The sequence below is a fragment of the Kocuria sp. 2SI genome, assembly GCF_005502825.1.
In the GTDB taxonomy this organism is placed as follows: Bacteria; Actinomycetota; Actinomycetes; order Actinomycetales; family Micrococcaceae; genus Kocuria; species Kocuria palustris.
Genome location: NZ_SCNB01000006.1, coordinates 71,090 through 86,465 on the forward strand (window position 1 = coordinate 71,090; position 15,376 = coordinate 86,465).

Genomic DNA, 15,376 nt, shown 5'->3' on the forward strand with positions numbered 1-15,376 from the left:
ATGAGCACAGCCCCCGGAATCCACCGACTGTCGCCGTTCGTCGAGCTCGACCGGCTGACGTGGTCGCGCCTGTCCGATGAGATCGAGCTGCCGCTGGATGAGGCGGAGATCGAGAGCCTGCGCGGCCTGGGAGATCATCTGGACGCCGACGAGGTGCGCGAGGTCTACCTCCCCCTGTCCCGGCTGCTCACCCTCTACGACACCGCCGCCACCGCGCTGAACAACTCGACCAATCAGTTCCTGGGCCAGGAGCACGCGCGCACCCCGTTCGTCATCGCGATCGCGGGGTCAGTGGCCGCCGGCAAGTCCACCACCGCCCGCCTGCTGCGCGAGCTCATGGCCCGGTGGCCGTCCACGCCCAACGTCCAGCTCGTGACGACCGACGGCTTCCTGCACCCCAACGCCGAGCTCGAGCGCCGGGGCCTGATGCACCGCAAGGGCTTCCCGGAGTCCTACGACCGTCGGGCGCTGCTGCGGTTCGTGGCCGAGATCAAGTCCGGGGCGCTGGAGGTCCGGGCGCCCAAGTACTCGCACGTCACCTACGACATCCTCCCGGACGAGGAGGTCGTGGTCACCGCCCCGGACGTCGTGATCATCGAGGGCCTCAATGTGCTGGCCCCCGCCAAGATCGGGCCCGATGACCGCGCGGCCCTGGCCCTGAGCGACTTCTTCGACGTCTCCATCTACGTCGACGCCCGGACCCAGGACATCGAGCGCTGGTACGTGGAGCGCTTCCAGCAGCTGCGACACGGCGCCTTCGCCGACCCGGACTCCTATTTCCACCGCTATGCGAGCCTCTCCGACGAGGAGGCCGAGGAGGTCGCCACCGACATCTGGCGCCGCATCAACGAGCCGAACCTGGTCCGCAACGTCCGGCCCACCCGCGGCCGAGCGCAGCTGATCCTCTCCAAGGACTCGGACCACTCGATCCGCCGCGTCCTGCTGCGCAAGAACTGACCCCCCGAACATCCGCACCGCGCCCCCGAGCATCGGAGCCCGATCATGACCACCCCCCTCCCCCGCCGCCTGGCCGCCTCCGTCACCCTGCTGGGCCTTCTGGGCCTCTCGGCATGCGGATCCGAGCAGCCGCAGGAGGACTCCAGCAGCTCCGCCGCCGCGGACTCCGCCCAGAGCGGCGGCGCGGAGGCAGAAGCTGAATCCGGCGCGGCCGCCGTGTCCGACGCCGACGTCGACACCTCCACCTCGACCGATGTGGTCGTCAACAAGGCGCGCCCGCTGGATCCGGAGGACTACGCCCCGGAGCCGCTCGAGGACATCGAGGGCCAGCAGCTGCGCGAGGACGCAGCCGGAGCCGCCCAGCAGATGCTCTCGGACATGCGAGACGAGGGCATCACCGTGAGCATCACCTCGGCCTACCGCCCCTACGACGAGCAGGTCACCACCTATCAGCACTGGGTCGACGTCAACGGCCAGGAGACCGCCGACACCATCTCGGCCCGCCCCGGGCACTCGGAGCACCAGACGGGTCTGGTCATGGACATCGCCGACGGCTCCGGCTGCGACCTGCAGGAGTGCTTCGCCGACACGGCAGCGGCCCAGTGGGCCGCCGAGCACGCGCAGGACTACGGATTCGTGCTGCGCTACCCCCAGGACGGCGAGGACGTCACGGGCTACGCCTACGAGCCCTGGCACTTCCGCTACATCGGCGAGGAGCGCGCCCAGGAGTTCGCCGACTCCGGAGCTGCCACGCTCGAGGAGTTCTACGGAACGGGCCCCGCACCGGACTACTCCTGACGCCCCAGGTCACGACGGGGTCGCGACCGGAGAGCAGTGTGACGTAAATCACCACCTGAGATCCGAGAAAAAGCTTCCCGGCAACAGGTTGACACGTCCTTCACCGCTACTGTTGCTGTCATGCTTCAGGGTTTCAAGGAATTCATCATGAAGGGCAACGTCATCGACCTTGCCGTCGCCGTCATCGTGGGCGGCGCGTTCGCCCCCGTCATCTCCACGCTCGTGGACTCGGTCATCATGCCGCTGATCTCGGGCCTGATCGGGTTCCCCAACTTCGATCAGTTCCTGGCCATCCAGGTCAACGGCACCGAGAACTACGTCCGTCTGGGCGCGTGGCTCACCGTCATCGTCAACTTCCTCATCATCGCCGCGGCCCTCTACTTCGTGGTCGTCATGCCGATGAACAAGATGATCGAGCGCCGCAACCTGCGCCTCGGCATCAACCCGGATGAGGAGGAGGTCGACCCGCAGGTCGCCCTGCTCACCGAGATCCGCGACGCGCTCGTCCCGGGCGCCGGCCAGGCCGAGAGCGTCTCGCCCAAGGACACGCCGTCCGTCTGAGCCCCACAGGCTCCACCACCCCCATTCACCTCATGATCTGAGAGCACAGCGCCGGGCGGCGCTGGGAGAGAGAAGAAGGCCCCTGCCGCGACTCGCGGCAGGGGCCTTGTTCTGCGCTCGGAGCCGCTGATCAGAAGCAGGAGGAGCCCCGACGGGCGACGCCGTCGGGGCTCCTCCTCATCCTGCGCCGCCGCTTCAGTCGAGCAGGCAGCGGGTCTCAGCCGGGGCTTCAGCCCAGGGCGAGCCGCTGCCGCACGACCTCGGCCAGCGCGGCGGCCTCCTCGTCGGCCTGCTCCTGCGTGGCGGCCTCGACCATCACGCGCACCACGGGCTCGGTTCCGGAGGGACGCAGCAGCACACGGCCGGTCTCCCCCAGTCGCTTCTCCGACTCCGCCACGGCCTCCGCCACGCCCTCGTCGGTCGAGGCGGCGGAGCGGTCCACGCCCTTCACGTTCAGCAGACGCTGCGGCAGGCGGGTCATGACCGTGCCCAGCTCGGACAGCGGCAGGCCGGTCCCCGCCACCTGAGAGGCCAGCATGAGGCCGGTGAGCAGGCCGTCGCCGGTCGTAGCCCAGTCCGCCATGATCACGTGACCGGACTGCTCGCCGCCCAGGTTGAAGCCGTGCTCGACCATGGCCTCGAGGACGTAGCGGTCCCCGACCTTGGTCTCGACGATCCGGATGCCGCGCTCCTGCAGGGCGAGCTTGAGACCCAGGTTGGACATCACCGTCACCACCAGGGTGTCGTCCTTCAGGCGCCCGGCCTGGTGCATGGCCACCGCCAGGATGCCCATGATCTGGTCGCCGTCGATCTCCTGCCCCTGGGCGTCCACGGCCAGGCAGCGATCGGCGTCGCCGTCATGGGCGATGCCGAGATCCGCCCCGTGGGCCACCACGGCCTCCTTCAGCGGCCCCAGGTGCGTCGAGCCCACGCCGTCGTTGATGTTGAGGCCGTCCGGCTGGGCGCCGATCACGACCAGCTCGGCCCCGGCATCGCGGAACGCGTCCGGAGACGGACCGGAGGCGGCGCCGTGGGCGCAGTCCAGAACGATCTTCAGCCCCTCGAGGCGGTGCGGGATGGCCGCGACCAGGTGCATCACGTAGCGGTCCTCGGCGTCGGTGAGGGTGCGGATGCGTCCCACCCCGGCGCCGGTGGGCCGACGGAAGTCCTTGGCGTCGTAGACGGCCTGGATCCGGTCCTCCACGGCGTCCGGCAGCTTCTTGCCGCCGGCGGCCAGGAACTTGATCCCGTTGTCCGGGGCCGGGTTGTGCGAGGCGGAGATCATCACGCCGAAGTCCGCCTCGGTGTCGCCCACCAGGTAGGCCAGCGCCGGGGTCGGCACGGTGCCGGCGTCCTCGACGTCGACGCCTGAGGCCGCGAGCCCGGCGGCTACGGCCGCACCCAGGAACTCGCCCGAGGCCCGGCCGTCCCGGGCGAGCACAGCCCTGGGACGGCGGCCATCAGCCGCATGGTCGTGGCCCAGCACGATGGCCGCTGCCTGAGAGAGGTCCAGGGCCATGTCTGCCGTGAGCAGCTCATTGGCCAGACCGCGTACGCCGTCGGTTCCGAAGATTCGTGTCATCGATCCAACATCCTAGGCCCGTGGGCCGCGCTGACGCATTCCATCCACCACATGCGGGGTCGTGGCTCGGCTGGACACTGGGCCCGGGTCTCGCCGCCGACGAGTCGCAGCGGCACGGACAGCCGCCGAGGAGTCCCGTCGCAGGCGCCCTGTCGACGCGACAGCGCCCCGCCGCTGACGGACGATGTCCGTGTGCGACGGGGCGCTGGGGCAGGCAGTCCCGATCAGGCGGGAGCTGCGCAGAGGCGCTGGATCAGCGCTTGGAGTACTGCGGGGCCTTGCGGGCCTTCTTGAGGCCTGCCTTCTTGGACTCGATGACGCGGGCGTCACGGGTCAGGAAGCCTGCCTTCTTGAGGGTCGAGCGGTTGTGCTCCGCGTCGATCTCGTTGAGCGCGCGGGCGACGCCCAGGCGCATGGCACCGGCCTGGCCGGAGGGGCCGCCGCCGTGCACCAGCGCGATGACGTCGTAGGCGCCCTGCAGGTCCAGCAGCGTGAAGGGGTCGTTGACCTCCTGCTGGTGCAGCTTGTTGGGGAAGTACTCCTCCAGCGTGCGGCCGTTGATCTTCCACTGGCCGGAGCCGGGGATCAGGCGGACGCGAGCGACAGCCTCCTTGCGGCGGCCGGTGCCCTGGCCGGGGACGGTCAGCGCCGGACGCTCGGTGGCGACGGCGGACTCGGCGGGTGCGCCGGTGGACTCGGAGGTGTAGGAGGTCAGCTCCTCACCGTCCTGCGCGAACTGCTCATCAGTATTCTGAGCCACGATGTTCTCCTTGTGTCAGTCGTTCTCGTAGGCCCGGATTACTGGGCGACCTGGTTGAACTCGAAGGTCTTGGGCTTGTTGGCACCGTGCGGGTGCTCCGGGCCGGCGTAGACCTTGAGCTTGGACAGCTGCTGAGCCGCCAGCTTGTTCTTGGGGAGCATGCCCTTGATGGCCTTCTCGACCGCACGCTCGGGGCTCTTGGCGAGCAGCTCGGCGTAGGTGGTCGCGGTGAGGCCGCCGGGGTGGTTCGAGTGGCGGTACGCGATCTTCTTCTGCAGCTTGTCGCCGGTGAGGGCGACCTTGTCCGCATTGACGACGATCACGAAATCGCCGGTGTCGACGTGAGGGGCGTAGGTGGCCTTGTGCTTGCCGCGCAGCAGGACTGCCGCGTGGCTGGCCAGACGGCCCAGGACGACGTCGGTCGCGTCGATGACGTACCAGTCACGCTGGACGTCACCGGGCTTCGGGGTATACGTGCGCACGTTGATCTGCCTTCGTTCGATGAAGAGTGGCCCTGAGTTGGGGTCAGGGGCCGGGTTCCGTGTGCCTCCGGGGCTCGGGTGAGGGCCGAGCAGCATCCGGGTCCCCAGAACCTCAGCGCACCAGATCGCCCTGTGCCCTGCAACTGGACGGCGGATCCGGGTACACGTGAACCGAGGCGGGACACGCACAACAGCAGGCCACCCTACCCGAAGCGGCCGTCCGTTTCCACCGGGGCCGGCCGCGGCTCAGGCTCCTTCCCGACGCGCTCGCGTGAGCCGGGCTCGCTGCGCCAGCTGCGAGTCCTCCGGATACACGATCTCCTCCAGGACGAGCCCCTGGGCAGGCGCCAGCAGTGTCTCGGAGGACCGGGACCGCTCCTCCAGCCTGTCCCGCAGCCAGGAGGCGGGCCGCTCGCCCTTGCCCACCCGGACCATCGAGCCGACGATCGCGCGGACCATCGAGTGGCAGAACGCATCGGCGCGCAGCTCGACCTCGAGCAGACCGCTGTCGGTGCGCCGCAGCGAGATCTCCTGCAGCTCCCGGATGGTGGTCGCCCCCGTCCGGGGGCGGCAGAAGCTCAGGAAGTCGTGCAGCCCCGGAAGCGGCTCGACGGCCTCCCGCATGGCGGTCTCGTCCAGCCGATGATCGAGGGCCCAGGTGGACTTCCGGGTCAGCGGGTCGTGGCCGGCCGCTCCGTCGTCGATCCGGTACACGTAGCGCCGCGCGACCGCCGAGAATCGGGCGTCGAAGCCCTCGGGGGCGGGTCTGGCTCGTCGCACGACGATCGCCCCCGGGATCTCCGGAAGCCCCCGTCGGCGCCTGTCGGAGCCCAGGATCCGGCTCAGGCCTCCGGCCAGGCGCCGCTCCAGTCCGTCCGGTCGCGGACCCTCCCGACCGCTGAGCACCCGCATCGCCTGCTCCCCGGTGAGATCGGCATGGGCGACCTGCCCGCGGGCGTGCACACCGGCATCGGTGCGTCCTGCCACCACGAGCCGGGCCGGAGCGCGCACGACCAGCTCCAGGGCAGCCTCCAGGCTGCCCTGGACCGTCTCCAGCCCGGGCTGCACAGCCCAGCCCGCGAACGGCGTGCCGTCGTAGGCCAGGTCCAGGCGGAAGCGCACCGCCTCGGCGGCGCCCGCCCTTGCTGGGCTCTGCATCTGCGTGCTCATCGCCTCGCCTCCCTCATCCGTCGTCGATCGATTGCCGCGCACCTGGGTGGTTCACCGGGGCGGATCCTTCAGCCTCGGCAGCGTCCTGTGCGGGATCGCTGCCCGACCAGCGCACGGCCCGGCTGCTGTCGCAGTCGGCCCTGCGGAAACGCGAAAGCCGCCGTGCGGATGCGCAGGCATCCGCACGGCGGCCATCGTCGGCCCGAGACCCGAGAGCCTCAGAGCCCGAAGATCACTCGCCGTCGATCTTCTGGGCGGCTGCGCCGCCTGCCGGGGCGAACCCGGCGGCCTCGGCGTTGGCCTTGGTGTCGAACCAGACCTCGGCGCGGGTGGAGGCGTACCAGCGCGAGCCGGGCACGTGGAACTTCATGGAGTCCTTGTTGCCCTTGATGGTGAAGCCCTCGGGGGCCTCGCCGGACTCGAGCGGCTTGGCGGAGCCGGCGAACTCGTCGGCCTCGATGTCGCCGGAGGCCTGGGCCTCGGCATCCGCGGCGGCGGCGCTGACGCCGCCCTCCTCGGCCAGCGGGGTCGAGGGGTCGGACACGACGTCCTCGGCAGCAGCCGGCTCAGCGGCAGCGGCCGGCTCAGCGGCCGGAGCCGCAGTGCGCGTGGCCGCCTCGGCCTCGGCGACGGTCGCCTTGGTGGCCACGGGCTCCATGACGAGCTCGATGACCGCCATGGGCGCGTTGTCGCCCTTGCGGTTGCCGATCTTGGTGATGCGGGTGTAGCCGCCCGGACGGTCCTCCATCGCCGAGGCGATGGTGGTGAACAGCTCGTGCACGACGGACTTGTCGGACAGCTGGCCCAGGACCTTGCGGCGGGCGTTGAGATCGCCCTTCTTGGCGGCGGTGATCAGGTTCTCGGCGTACGGGCGCACGCGACGAGCACGGGTCACCGTGGTGGTGACGCGCTTGTGCTCGAAGAGCTGCTGCGACAGGTTGCGCAGGATCAGGCGCTGGTGCGCCGGGCTGCCGCCGAGACGGGGTCCCTTGGTAGGTGCAGGCATGGTGATTGGTCTCCTGGAAGTGACTCAGCCGTTGCCGTCCGGCGCTCGGGGCGCGCGACGGTCCGGATGAGGAGAGGCGGAAGGATTACTGAACGTCGAACGGGTTCTCGTCGTCGATGGCCGCGGGCCGCGCGGCGGCCTCGAACCCGGGAGGCGAGTCCTTGAGGGCCAGACCCAGCTCCTGGAGCTTGGCCTTGACCTCGTCGATGGACTTCGCGCCGAAGTTGCGGATGTCCATGAGGTCCGCCTCGGAGCGGGTCACGAGCTCGCCCACGCTGTGGATCCCCTCGCGCTTGAGGCAGTTGTAGGAGCGCACCGTCAGCTCGAGATCCTCGATCGGAAGCGCCATGTCGGCGGACATGGCGGCGTCGGTCGGGGACGGGCCGATCTCGATGCCCTCCGCCTCGATATTGAGCTCGCGAGCCAGGCCGAACAGCTCCACCAGCGTGGTGCCGGCCGAGGCCATGGCATCGCGCGGGGAGATGGACTCCTTGGTCTCCACGTCCAGGACCAGGCGGTCGAAGTCCGTGCGCTGCTCGACACGGGTGGCCTCCACGCGGAAGGTCACCTTGAGCACCGGCGAGTAGATCGAGTCGACCGGGATGCGGCCGATCTCGGCATCCGCCAGCTTGTTCTGAGCGGCGGTGACGTAGCCGCGGCCGCGCTCGATGGTCAGCTCGAGGTTGAGGCTGGCCTTCGAGTTCAGCGTGGCGATCGGCAGACCCGGGTTGTGGATCTCGACCCCGGCCGGCACCTGGATGTCAGCGGCAGTGACCTCGGCGGGCCCCTGCTTGTTCAGGTACGCGGTGACGGGCTCGTCCTCCTCGGAGGACACGGCCAGCTTCTTGACGTTCAGGATGAGCTCGGTGACATCCTCCTTCACGCCCTCGATGGTCGAGAACTCGTGGAGGACGCCGTCCATGCGCACGCTGGTGACAGCGGCACCGGGGATCGACGAGAGCAGGGTGCGGCGAAGCGAGTTGCCGAGGGTGTAGCCGAAGCCGGGCTCCAGCGGCTCGATGGTGAACCGGGAGCGGTTGTCGGCCACGACCTCTTCGGAAAGGGCAGGACGCTGTGCAATGAGCACTGATGTTTCCTTTCGGCGTGCCTCCGCTATATGACGCACGCAGGTGGTGGAGCACTCTCTGGACGCTGCCGTCGGAATCGGGCCCGACGGCTGCGGAGGGCACGGCCGGCGCGAGGGGCGAGGCCCCGTCGCGGCTCAGCCGTGCCGGTGATCAGACGCGGCGGCGCTTCGGGGGGCGGCAGCCGTTGTGAGCGCTCGGGGTGACGTCCTGGATCGAGCCGACCTCGATGCCGGTGGCCTGCAGGGAGCGGATCGCGGTCTCGCGGCCGGATCCCGGGCCCTTCACGAAGACGTCGACCTTGCGGACGCCGTGCTCCTGCGCGCGCTTGGCAGCGGCCTCGGCGGCCATCTGAGCGGCGTACGGGGTCGACTTGCGGGAGCCGTTGAAGCCCATCTCGCCGGCCGAGGACCAGGAGAGGACCGCACCCGACGGGTCGGTGATGGTGACGATGGTGTTGTTGAACGTCGACTTGATATGGGCCTGGCCCTGGGTGACGTTCTTCTTGTCCTTGCGACGCGGCTTGCGAGCGGCGGTCGCACGAGTCTTTGGGGGCATTTCTACTCCTGCTGCGTGGTGGTCTTCTGTGCATTCGGCGCGACGAGCGGTCGCACCGGTTCAGATCAGGTGAGCGCGTTACTTCTTCTTGCCGGCGACGGTGCGCTTGGGGCCCTTGCGGGTGCGAGCGTTCGTCTTGGTGCGCTGACCGTGCACAGGCAGACCGCGACGGTGGCGGATGCCCTGGTAGCTGCCGATCTCGACCTTGCGGCGGATGTCGGCGGCGACCTCGCGGCGGAGGTCGCCCTCGACCTTGAAGCTGCCCTCGATGAAGTCGCGCAGTGCGACCAGCTGGGAGTCGGTCAGGTCCTTGACCCGGACATCGGAGGGGATCTCGGTGGCCGCGAGGGCCTCCTTGGCGCGGGTCGGCCCGACGCCGTAGATGTACGTGAGTGCGATCACCACGCGCTTGTCGCGCGGAAGATCGACGCCTGCGAGACGTGCCATATCGGCTGTTCTCCTCGGTTCGTTCCGGAGGTCTGGAGCATCGCTGTCCATCGGTGGGCATGAGCCCTGTTCCGTGGTCCCCGGCCTCCGTGCCCGGGGGTGCCCGCCTGGATCTCTCCGGTCGGGAGCGGTGCCTCTGTCATCCGCCGCTGGTGCGGCGGATATCTCGCCTCAGGGCTGATTCAGCCCTGACGCTGCTTGTGGCGCGGGTTCTCGCAGATCACCATGACTCGTCCGTTGCGGCGAATCACCTTGCACTTCTCGCAGATCTGCTTCACGCTCGGCTGGACCTTCATCGCATTCCTTCGCGTTTGCTGGACGAATCGGCGCCGCCGGCAGGACCGACGACTCTCCGACTCACTTGTAGCGGTAGACGATCCGACCCCGTGAGAGGTCGTAGGGGCTCAGCTCCACCACCACACGGTCCTCCGGGAGGATCCTGATGTAGTGCTGGCGCATCTTTCCGGAGATGTGGGCCAGGACGATGTGGCCGTTGTCGAGCTCAACCCGGAACATTGCGTTCGGGAGCGCTTCGACCACGCCGCCTTCGATCTCGATGACTCCGTCTTTCTTAGCCATGTACTCCGCTCACTTCAGTGCCCGCTCCCGAAGGAGACGGGCGGGGTTCGGCTCTCTGTCTGCAGATCTCTGCTGCTTCCGGTCCCGCGCACGACAGCCGACGCCCGGGGGCGAGACAGGTGCGGGGCGATGTCCGGGCACGCAGAGGGATACGCAGACAACCAGCAGAAGACATTACGCTACTGCGGCCCTGTGGACAAGATGGTCCGGGGCCTCCTTCGGCCGCAGGAAGGGTGATCTCGATCCCTCCGGGCGGTCGCCCAGTGCTGCTCGGCTCAGCTCGCGGCGGCCAGCTGCCCGCAGGCGCCGTCGATGTCCGAGCCGCGGGTGTCGCGAACGGTCGTGGGGATGCCGTGGGCACGCAGGCGCTCGACGAAGTTCTGCTCCACGCCCCGGCGCGAGGCCGTCCACTTGGAGCCCGGGGTGGGGTTCAGCGGGATCGGGTTGACGTGGACCCAGCCTGCTCCGCGGGCGTTGAGCTTCTCCCCCAGCAGGTCGGCGCGCCAGCCCTGGTCGTTCATGTCCCGGATCAGGGCGTACTCGATGGACACACGCCGTCCGGTGGCATCGAAGTACTCACGGGCCGCGTCCAGCGCCTCGTCGACCTTCCACCGGTTGTTGATCGGGATGAGCTCGTCGCGCAGCTCGTCGTCGGGGGCGTGCAGGGACAGGGCGAGGGTGATCGGCAGGCCCTCGCGGGTGAACTTGCGCATGCCCGGCACGAGCCCGACGGTCGACATGGTCAGCCCGCGCGCCGAGATGCCCAGGCCCTCCGGCGCCGGGTCGATCAGGCGGTGGACCGCCTGCATGGTCGACTTGTAGTTGGCCAGGGCCTCCCCCATCCCCATGAAGACGATGTTCGAGACACGCTGCGGATCCTGCTCGCGGCGCCCGACCTCGCCGTCGCGGGTCATGCGGATGCCCTCGACCACCTGGCCCACGATCTCGGCGGCCGAGAGGTTGCGGGTCAGCCCCGCCTGCCCCGTCGCGCAGAACGGGCAGTTCATGCCGCAGCCGGCCTGGGATGAGATGCACATGGTCACGCGGTTCGGATATCGCATGAGCACCGACTCCACGAGGGCTCCGTCGAAGAGCCGGTGCACGCGCTTGACGGTGTCTCCGCCGTCGGCCTTGAGCGTGCGCACGGTGCTGAGCAGCTCGGGCATGGTGTCGTGCACCAGCTGCTCGCGCCCGTCCTTGGGCAGATCGGTCATATCCGCCGGATCGGAGGCGAAGCGCTCGAAGTAGTGGCGCGAGAGCTGCTCGGCGCGGAAGGGCTTGTGCCCCATCTCCTTGAGCATCTCCCGGCGTCCTGCCATGTCCGTGTCGGCGAGATGGCGCGGAGGCTTGCCGCGACGGGCGGCCTGGAACACGAGCTGGCCCGGCACCGGGCGCGGGGTGTCCGCGGTGCCGGCATCCGGATCGGTCTGCTCCATGTCCACCGGCGGCTGGGCGGTCTCGACCTCCGAGATCTCGGTCTCGGCGTCATCTCCCAGGATCTGCGCCTCGTCGAGCTCCTCGACGGGGGCGATCGGCGTCTCGGGCCGACCCACGGTCGGATCCGGCAGCGGCTGGCTGGTCTGGCTCACGATGTCTCCAGGCCCCGGTGGGGCGGTGTCGGTTCTGCGGCGCGACCCGATCAGGGTCGCTCATGAGGGGAGGGGTGTGTCTTCTCAGCTGCCGGGGATCGGCACGGGCGTGACGCCCAGGGGCTCGAGCTCGGAGGCACCGCCGTCCTCGGCGGTCAGCACCCACAGCCCGCCGCGGTGGATCGCCACGGAGTGCTCCCACTGGCTGGCGCGGCCGCCGTCGTCGGTGACCACGGTCCAGTCATCGGACAGGGTCGAGGTAGCGATGCCTCCGGTGACGAGCATGGGCTCGATGGCCAGGCACATGCCCGGCTTGAGCGCCGGCGAGCCGCCCGAGGCGCGGTAGTTGAGCACGTCCGGGGCCATGTGCATCTGCGAGCCGATGCCGTGGCCCACGTAGTCCTCCAGGATCCCCAGGCGCTGGCCCACGCGCTCGCGCACGTGGTCCTCGATCGCCGCGCCGATGTCGCCGACACGGGTTCCGGTGGCCGCCGCGGCGATGCCGCGCCACATGGCCTCGCGGGTCACGTCCGAGAGCAGCTGGTCCTCCTCCGACGGGTTGCCGAGGATCACGGTGCGGGCGGAGTCGCCGTTCCAGCCGTCGACGATCGCGCCGCCGTCGATCGAGAGGATGTCCCCCGTCTCCAGGACGCGCTCGCCCGGGATGCCGTGGACGACCTCCTCGTTGACGGACACGCAGACCGTCGCCGGGTAGCCGAAGTAGCCCAGGAAGTTGGAGGTGGCCCCGTTGGCGGCCAGCACCTCGCGGAAGGCGGCGTCGACGTCTGCCGTCGTGGCCCCCGGGCGTGCGGCGGCCACCGCGGCGTCGAGCGCGCGGGAGGTCACCACGCCGGCACGGACCATGCCGCGCAGCTGCTCATCGGTCTTGTACTCGATCTTGCGGCGGCCGAACATGCCGCCCCCTCTCTTCTCGGGCAGTGCGCAGGGCCGGTGCTCGCGGCACCGGCCCTTCGCTGTCGTGCGACCCCGCTGGGGCCATGGTGGTCTCCGCCGCGCCGCGCACCCATGGGTGCATCATGGTCCCGGAGGCTGCGCCGTCCGGCGGCGGATCAGGCCAGGGCCTGAGCGATCCGCTCGGTGACCTCGTCGATCGTGCCGAGGCCGTCGACCTCGGTGACCAAGCCGCGGTCGGCGTAGAGGCCGATCACCGGGGCGGTCTCGCGGTCGTAGACGTCCAGTCGGTGCCGGATGACGTCCTCGGTGTCATCCGTGCGGCCCTGCTCCTGGGCGCGGTTGAGCAGTCGCGCGACCAGCTCGTCCCGATCCGCGGTCAGCTGCAGGACGACATCCAGCTGGGTGCCGGACTCCTGCAGGATGCGGTCGAGCTCCTCCGCCTGGGCGGTGTTGCGCGGGTAGCCGTCGAGCAGGAAGCCCTCAGCGCAGTCCTCCCACGACAGCCGATCGCGCACCATGCGGTTGGTCACGGAGTCCGGGACCAGGTTGCCGGCATCGGTGTAGGACTGGGCCTCCTTGCCGAGCTCGGTGCCGCCGCGGATGTTCTCCCGGAAGATGTCCCCGGTCGAGATGGCCGGGATCCCCAGGCGCTCGGCGATGCGCACCGCCTGGGTGCCCTTGCCCGCACCGGGCGGGCCGATGATCAGCATGCGAGTCATGTGCTTCTCCTGATCTGGAGCGGATAGTGGATGGCTGCGCCGGGCCCGCTCTGCACGCCGACGTCAGCGCCTCAGCGCAGCAGGCCCTCGTAGTGGCGCTGCTGGAGCTGAGCGTCGATCTGCTTCACAGTATCCAAGCCCACGCCCACCATGATGAGCAGCGACGGACCGCCGAACGGGAAGTTCTGGTTGGCATCGAAGAGCACCAGGGCCACCAGCGGGATCATCGAGATCACGCCGAGGTACAGCGCGCCGGGCAGCGTGATGCGGCTGATGACGTACTGCAGGTACTTCTCCGTGGGCCGCCCGGCGCGGATGCCCGGGATGAAGCCGCCGTAGCGCTTCATGTTCCCGGCGACCTCCTCCGGGTTGAAGGTGATCGAGACGTAGAAGTACGTGAAGAACACGATCAGCAGGAAGTACGTGACCATGTAGACCGGGTGGTCGCCGGAGGCCAGGTAGGTGTTGATCCAATTGATCCACCCCGGCATGGGCGAGCCATCCGTGGGCGCCGCGAACTGGGTCACGAGCCCGGGCAGCATCAGCATGGACGAGGCGAAGATGATCGGGATGACGCCGGCCATGTTGACCTTGAGCGGGATGTACGTGGTCGAGCCGCCGATCGTGCGGCGGCCGATCATCCGCTTGGCGTACTGCACCGGCACGCGGCGCTGCGACTGCTCCACGAAGACCACGCAGATGATCACCACGAGGCCCACCAGGCAGACGAGCCCGAAGACCAGCGCACCCTGCGTGTTGAAGATCTGGCCCAGGGCCGACGGGAACGACGCGGCGATCGAGGTGAAGATCAGCAGTGACATCCCGTTGCCCACGCCGTGCTCCGTGATCCGCTCGCCGAGCCACATGATCACGGTCGTGCCGGCGGTCAGCGCGATGATGATGATCGCGATGCTCAGCACCGAGTCGTTCGGAATGATCGGCAGCGGGCAGTCGCCCAGCAGCTGGCCCGACCGGGCCAGGGAGACGATCGTGGTCGCGTTCAGCAGTGCCAGCCCGATGGTCAGGTAGCGCGTGTACTGCGTGAGCTTGGCCTGGCCCTGCGGACCCTCCTCATGCAGCTCCTGGAAGCGCGGGATGACCACTCGCAGCAGCTGGACGATGATACTCGCCGTGATGTAGGGCATCACGCCCAGGGCGAAGATGGACACCTGCAGCAGGGCTCCGCCGCTGAAGAGGTTGACCAGGTCGTAGACGCCGCCGCTGGCGTTGCCCAGGGCCAGGCACTGCTGGACGTTGCCGTAGTCCACACCGGGAGCCGGGACAAAGGTGCCCAGGCGGTAGATCACGATGATCCCGATGGTGAACAGCAGCTTGTTCCGCAGCTCGGGAGTCTTGAACGCCCGTCCGAAAGCGCTGAGCAATCGACTCTCCTCTGGTCGTGGGGGCAGACCGTCGGCCGGTCTTCCGTCATCCGGCAAACGCCCTGGGACGGGCGGGGGTCGGCATGAGGCCGTGATGGCCCGTGCAAGTCTAACCATCGTGTCCAGCATCGGCGCATCGGGCCCGGGAGCCCCTCCTCACATCCGAAGGCGGCCCTCCGCCTGCGCAGACGGCAGAAGGGCCCGTCCCCCGTGCGGGAGACAGGCCCTTCTGGTCGCGATCCGGTGGCGGACTCGGGGCGGATCCTCGGGGATCGCCTAGTCCGCCGCCAGGATCACAGAGCGGTGGTCGAACCGCCCGCGGCGGAGATCTTCTCAGCAGCCGACTTGGAGAACTTGTGCGCCGTGACGTTCACGGCCACAGAGATCTCGCCGTCGCCCAGCACCTTGACCGGCTGGTTCTTGCGAACCGCGCCCTTGGCCACGAGCTGGTCGACGTCCACCGTGCCGCCCTGAGGGAACAGCTCTCCCAGGCGGTCCAGGTTCACGACCTGGTACTCGACACGGAACGGGTTGGTGAAGCCGCGCAGCTTCGGCAGGCGCATGTGCAGCGCGAGCTGCCCGCCTGCGAAGCCCGGGCGCACCTGGTAGCGGGCCTTGGTGCCCTTGGTGCCGCGGCCTGCGGTCTTGCCCTTCGACGCCTCACCGCGGCCCACGCGCTGGCGGGCCTTCTTGGCGCCCGGAGCCGGACGCAGGTGATGGATCTTCAGGGCGCTCGAGGTCGTGCCGTCCACGGACACGACGCTGTCGGTGTTCTGCTCAGCCATG

General features: G+C 69.3%; 18 protein-coding genes. 3 read left to right on the forward strand and 15 right to left on the reverse strand.

The genetic code is table 11. The features are described 5' to 3' along the window. The 3 genes from coaA to mscL all read left to right on the forward strand — a co-directional run bounded on the left by coaA (window position 1) and on the right by mscL (window position 2,316). Window positions 1-957, forward strand: a complete 957-nt coding sequence (gene coaA / locus FFS25_RS05055) for a type I pantothenate kinase (RefSeq protein WP_006213473.1) — start codon at window positions 1-3, stop codon at window positions 955-957. Between the two features lie 45 nt (window positions 958-1,002). Further along, window positions 1,003-1,755, forward strand: a complete 753-nt coding sequence (locus tag FFS25_RS05060; protein ID WP_006213474.1) for a M15 family metallopeptidase — start codon at window positions 1,003-1,005, stop codon at window positions 1,753-1,755. A gap of 120 nt (window positions 1,756-1,875) precedes the next feature. Then, window positions 1,876-2,316 carry a large conductance mechanosensitive channel protein MscL gene (gene mscL, locus FFS25_RS05065; protein WP_051990381.1) on the forward strand — a complete coding sequence of 147 codons (441 nt, stop codon included), beginning with the start codon at window positions 1,876-1,878 and terminating at the stop codon, window positions 2,314-2,316. A 229-nt stretch (window positions 2,317-2,545) separates the two neighbouring features. Here mscL and glmM read toward each other — a convergent pair whose 3' ends face one another. The 15 genes from glmM to rplO form a co-directional block, all read right to left on the reverse strand. Further along, window positions 2,546-3,898 (reverse strand): phosphoglucosamine mutase, encoded by a 1,353-nt coding sequence (glmM, locus tag FFS25_RS05070; protein ID WP_053447815.1) that lies wholly within the window; start codon window positions 3,896-3,898, stop codon window positions 2,546-2,548. A 253-nt stretch (window positions 3,899-4,151) separates the two neighbouring features. After that, window positions 4,152-4,658: a 30S ribosomal protein S9 gene (rpsI, locus tag FFS25_RS05075; RefSeq protein ID WP_006213477.1), complete on the reverse strand. Its 507-nt coding sequence runs from the start codon at window positions 4,656-4,658 to the stop codon at window positions 4,152-4,154. A 38-nt stretch (window positions 4,659-4,696) separates the two neighbouring features. Continuing rightward, the gene (gene rplM, locus FFS25_RS05080) at window positions 4,697-5,140 is read right to left on the reverse strand and encodes a 50S ribosomal protein L13 (protein WP_006213478.1); all 444 of its coding nucleotides are present in this window, start codon (window positions 5,138-5,140) and stop codon (window positions 4,697-4,699) included. 246 nt (window positions 5,141-5,386) lie between these two features. Further along, a complete protein-coding gene (gene truA / locus FFS25_RS05085; protein WP_171004103.1) occupies window positions 5,387-6,310 on the reverse strand; it encodes a tRNA pseudouridine(38-40) synthase TruA in 924 nt (307 codons plus the stop codon). 232 nt (window positions 6,311-6,542) lie between these two features. Next, window positions 6,543-7,316, reverse strand: a complete 774-nt coding sequence (gene rplQ, locus FFS25_RS05090) for a 50S ribosomal protein L17, sunset domain variant (protein ID WP_006213480.1) — start codon at window positions 7,314-7,316, stop codon at window positions 6,543-6,545. 85 nt (window positions 7,317-7,401) lie between these two features. Then, on the reverse strand, window positions 7,402-8,403 hold the full coding sequence (locus tag FFS25_RS05095) for a DNA-directed RNA polymerase subunit alpha (RefSeq protein ID WP_006213481.1): 1,002 nt from the start codon (window positions 8,401-8,403) through the stop codon (window positions 7,402-7,404). Window positions 8,404-8,554: 151 nt separating this feature from the next. Next, window positions 8,555-8,959, reverse strand: a complete 405-nt coding sequence (rpsK, locus tag FFS25_RS05100) for a 30S ribosomal protein S11 (protein WP_006213482.1) — start codon at window positions 8,957-8,959, stop codon at window positions 8,555-8,557. 78 nt (window positions 8,960-9,037) lie between these two features. Continuing rightward, window positions 9,038-9,406, reverse strand: a complete 369-nt coding sequence (gene rpsM / locus FFS25_RS05105) for a 30S ribosomal protein S13 (RefSeq protein WP_006213483.1) — start codon at window positions 9,404-9,406, stop codon at window positions 9,038-9,040. Window positions 9,407-9,588: 182 nt separating this feature from the next. Then, window positions 9,589-9,702: a 50S ribosomal protein L36 gene (rpmJ, locus tag FFS25_RS05110; protein WP_006213484.1), complete on the reverse strand. Its 114-nt coding sequence runs from the start codon at window positions 9,700-9,702 to the stop codon at window positions 9,589-9,591. Between the two features lie 61 nt (window positions 9,703-9,763). Further along, a complete protein-coding gene (gene infA / locus FFS25_RS05115) occupies window positions 9,764-9,985 on the reverse strand; it encodes a translation initiation factor IF-1 (protein ID WP_006213485.1) in 222 nt (73 codons plus the stop codon). A gap of 275 nt (window positions 9,986-10,260) precedes the next feature. Next, on the reverse strand, window positions 10,261-11,421 hold the full coding sequence (gene rlmN / locus FFS25_RS05120) for a dual-specificity RNA methyltransferase RlmN (protein ID WP_058871892.1): 1,161 nt from the start codon (window positions 11,419-11,421) through the stop codon (window positions 10,261-10,263). 237 nt (window positions 11,422-11,658) lie between these two features. Continuing rightward, window positions 11,659-12,489 (reverse strand): type I methionyl aminopeptidase, encoded by an 831-nt coding sequence (gene map / locus FFS25_RS05125; protein WP_006213487.1) that lies wholly within the window; start codon window positions 12,487-12,489, stop codon window positions 11,659-11,661. A gap of 155 nt (window positions 12,490-12,644) precedes the next feature. Beyond that, entirely contained in the window at window positions 12,645-13,208 is a 564-nt protein-coding gene (locus tag FFS25_RS05130; protein WP_058871800.1) for an adenylate kinase, read from the reverse strand. Window positions 13,209-13,279: 71 nt separating this feature from the next. Next, window positions 13,280-14,590: a preprotein translocase subunit SecY gene (secY, locus tag FFS25_RS05135; protein WP_137802129.1), complete on the reverse strand. Its 1,311-nt coding sequence runs from the start codon at window positions 14,588-14,590 to the stop codon at window positions 13,280-13,282. 293 nt (window positions 14,591-14,883) lie between these two features. Further along, a complete protein-coding gene (rplO, locus tag FFS25_RS05140) occupies window positions 14,884-15,375 on the reverse strand; it encodes a 50S ribosomal protein L15 (RefSeq protein ID WP_006213490.1) in 492 nt (163 codons plus the stop codon). Between the last annotated feature and the right edge of the window lies 1 nt (window position 15,376).

Excerpts from the sequence above, each read along its gene's own strand:
- rpsK (WP_006213482.1), bottom strand. The coding sequence starts at position 8,959 with ATGCCCCCAAAGACTCGTGCGACCGCCGCTCGCAAGCCGCGTCGCAAG.
- truA (WP_171004103.1), bottom strand. The coding sequence starts at position 6,310 with ATGAGCACGCAGATGCAGAGCCCAGCAAGGGCGGGCGCCGCCGAGGCG.
- rpsM (WP_006213483.1), bottom strand. The coding sequence starts at position 9,406 with ATGGCACGTCTCGCAGGCGTCGATCTTCCGCGCGACAAGCGCGTGGTG.
- map (WP_006213487.1), bottom strand. The coding sequence starts at position 12,489 with ATGTTCGGCCGCCGCAAGATCGAGTACAAGACCGATGAGCAGCTGCGC.
- rpmJ (WP_006213484.1), bottom strand. The coding sequence starts at position 9,702 with ATGAAGGTCCAGCCGAGCGTGAAGCAGATCTGCGAGAAGTGCAAGGTG.
- glmM (WP_053447815.1), bottom strand. The coding sequence starts at position 3,898 with ATGACACGAATCTTCGGAACCGACGGCGTACGCGGTCTGGCCAATGAG.
- FFS25_RS05130 (WP_058871800.1), bottom strand. The coding sequence starts at position 13,208 with ATGACTCGCATGCTGATCATCGGCCCGCCCGGTGCGGGCAAGGGCACC.
- rplO (WP_006213490.1), bottom strand. The coding sequence starts at position 15,375 with ATGGCTGAGCAGAACACCGACAGCGTCGTGTCCGTGGACGGCACGACC.
- rplQ (WP_006213480.1), bottom strand. The coding sequence starts at position 7,316 with ATGCCTGCACCTACCAAGGGACCCCGTCTCGGCGGCAGCCCGGCGCAC.
- infA (WP_006213485.1), bottom strand. The coding sequence starts at position 9,985 with ATGGCTAAGAAAGACGGAGTCATCGAGATCGAAGGCGGCGTGGTCGAA.
- coaA (WP_006213473.1), top strand. The coding sequence starts at position 1 with ATGAGCACAGCCCCCGGAATCCACCGACTGTCGCCGTTCGTCGAGCTC.
- FFS25_RS05060 (WP_006213474.1), top strand. The coding sequence starts at position 1,003 with ATGACCACCCCCCTCCCCCGCCGCCTGGCCGCCTCCGTCACCCTGCTG.
- rlmN (WP_058871892.1), bottom strand. The coding sequence starts at position 11,421 with ATGGAGCAGACCGATCCGGATGCCGGCACCGCGGACACCCCGCGCCCG.
- mscL (WP_051990381.1), top strand. The coding sequence starts at position 1,876 with ATGCTTCAGGGTTTCAAGGAATTCATCATGAAGGGCAACGTCATCGAC.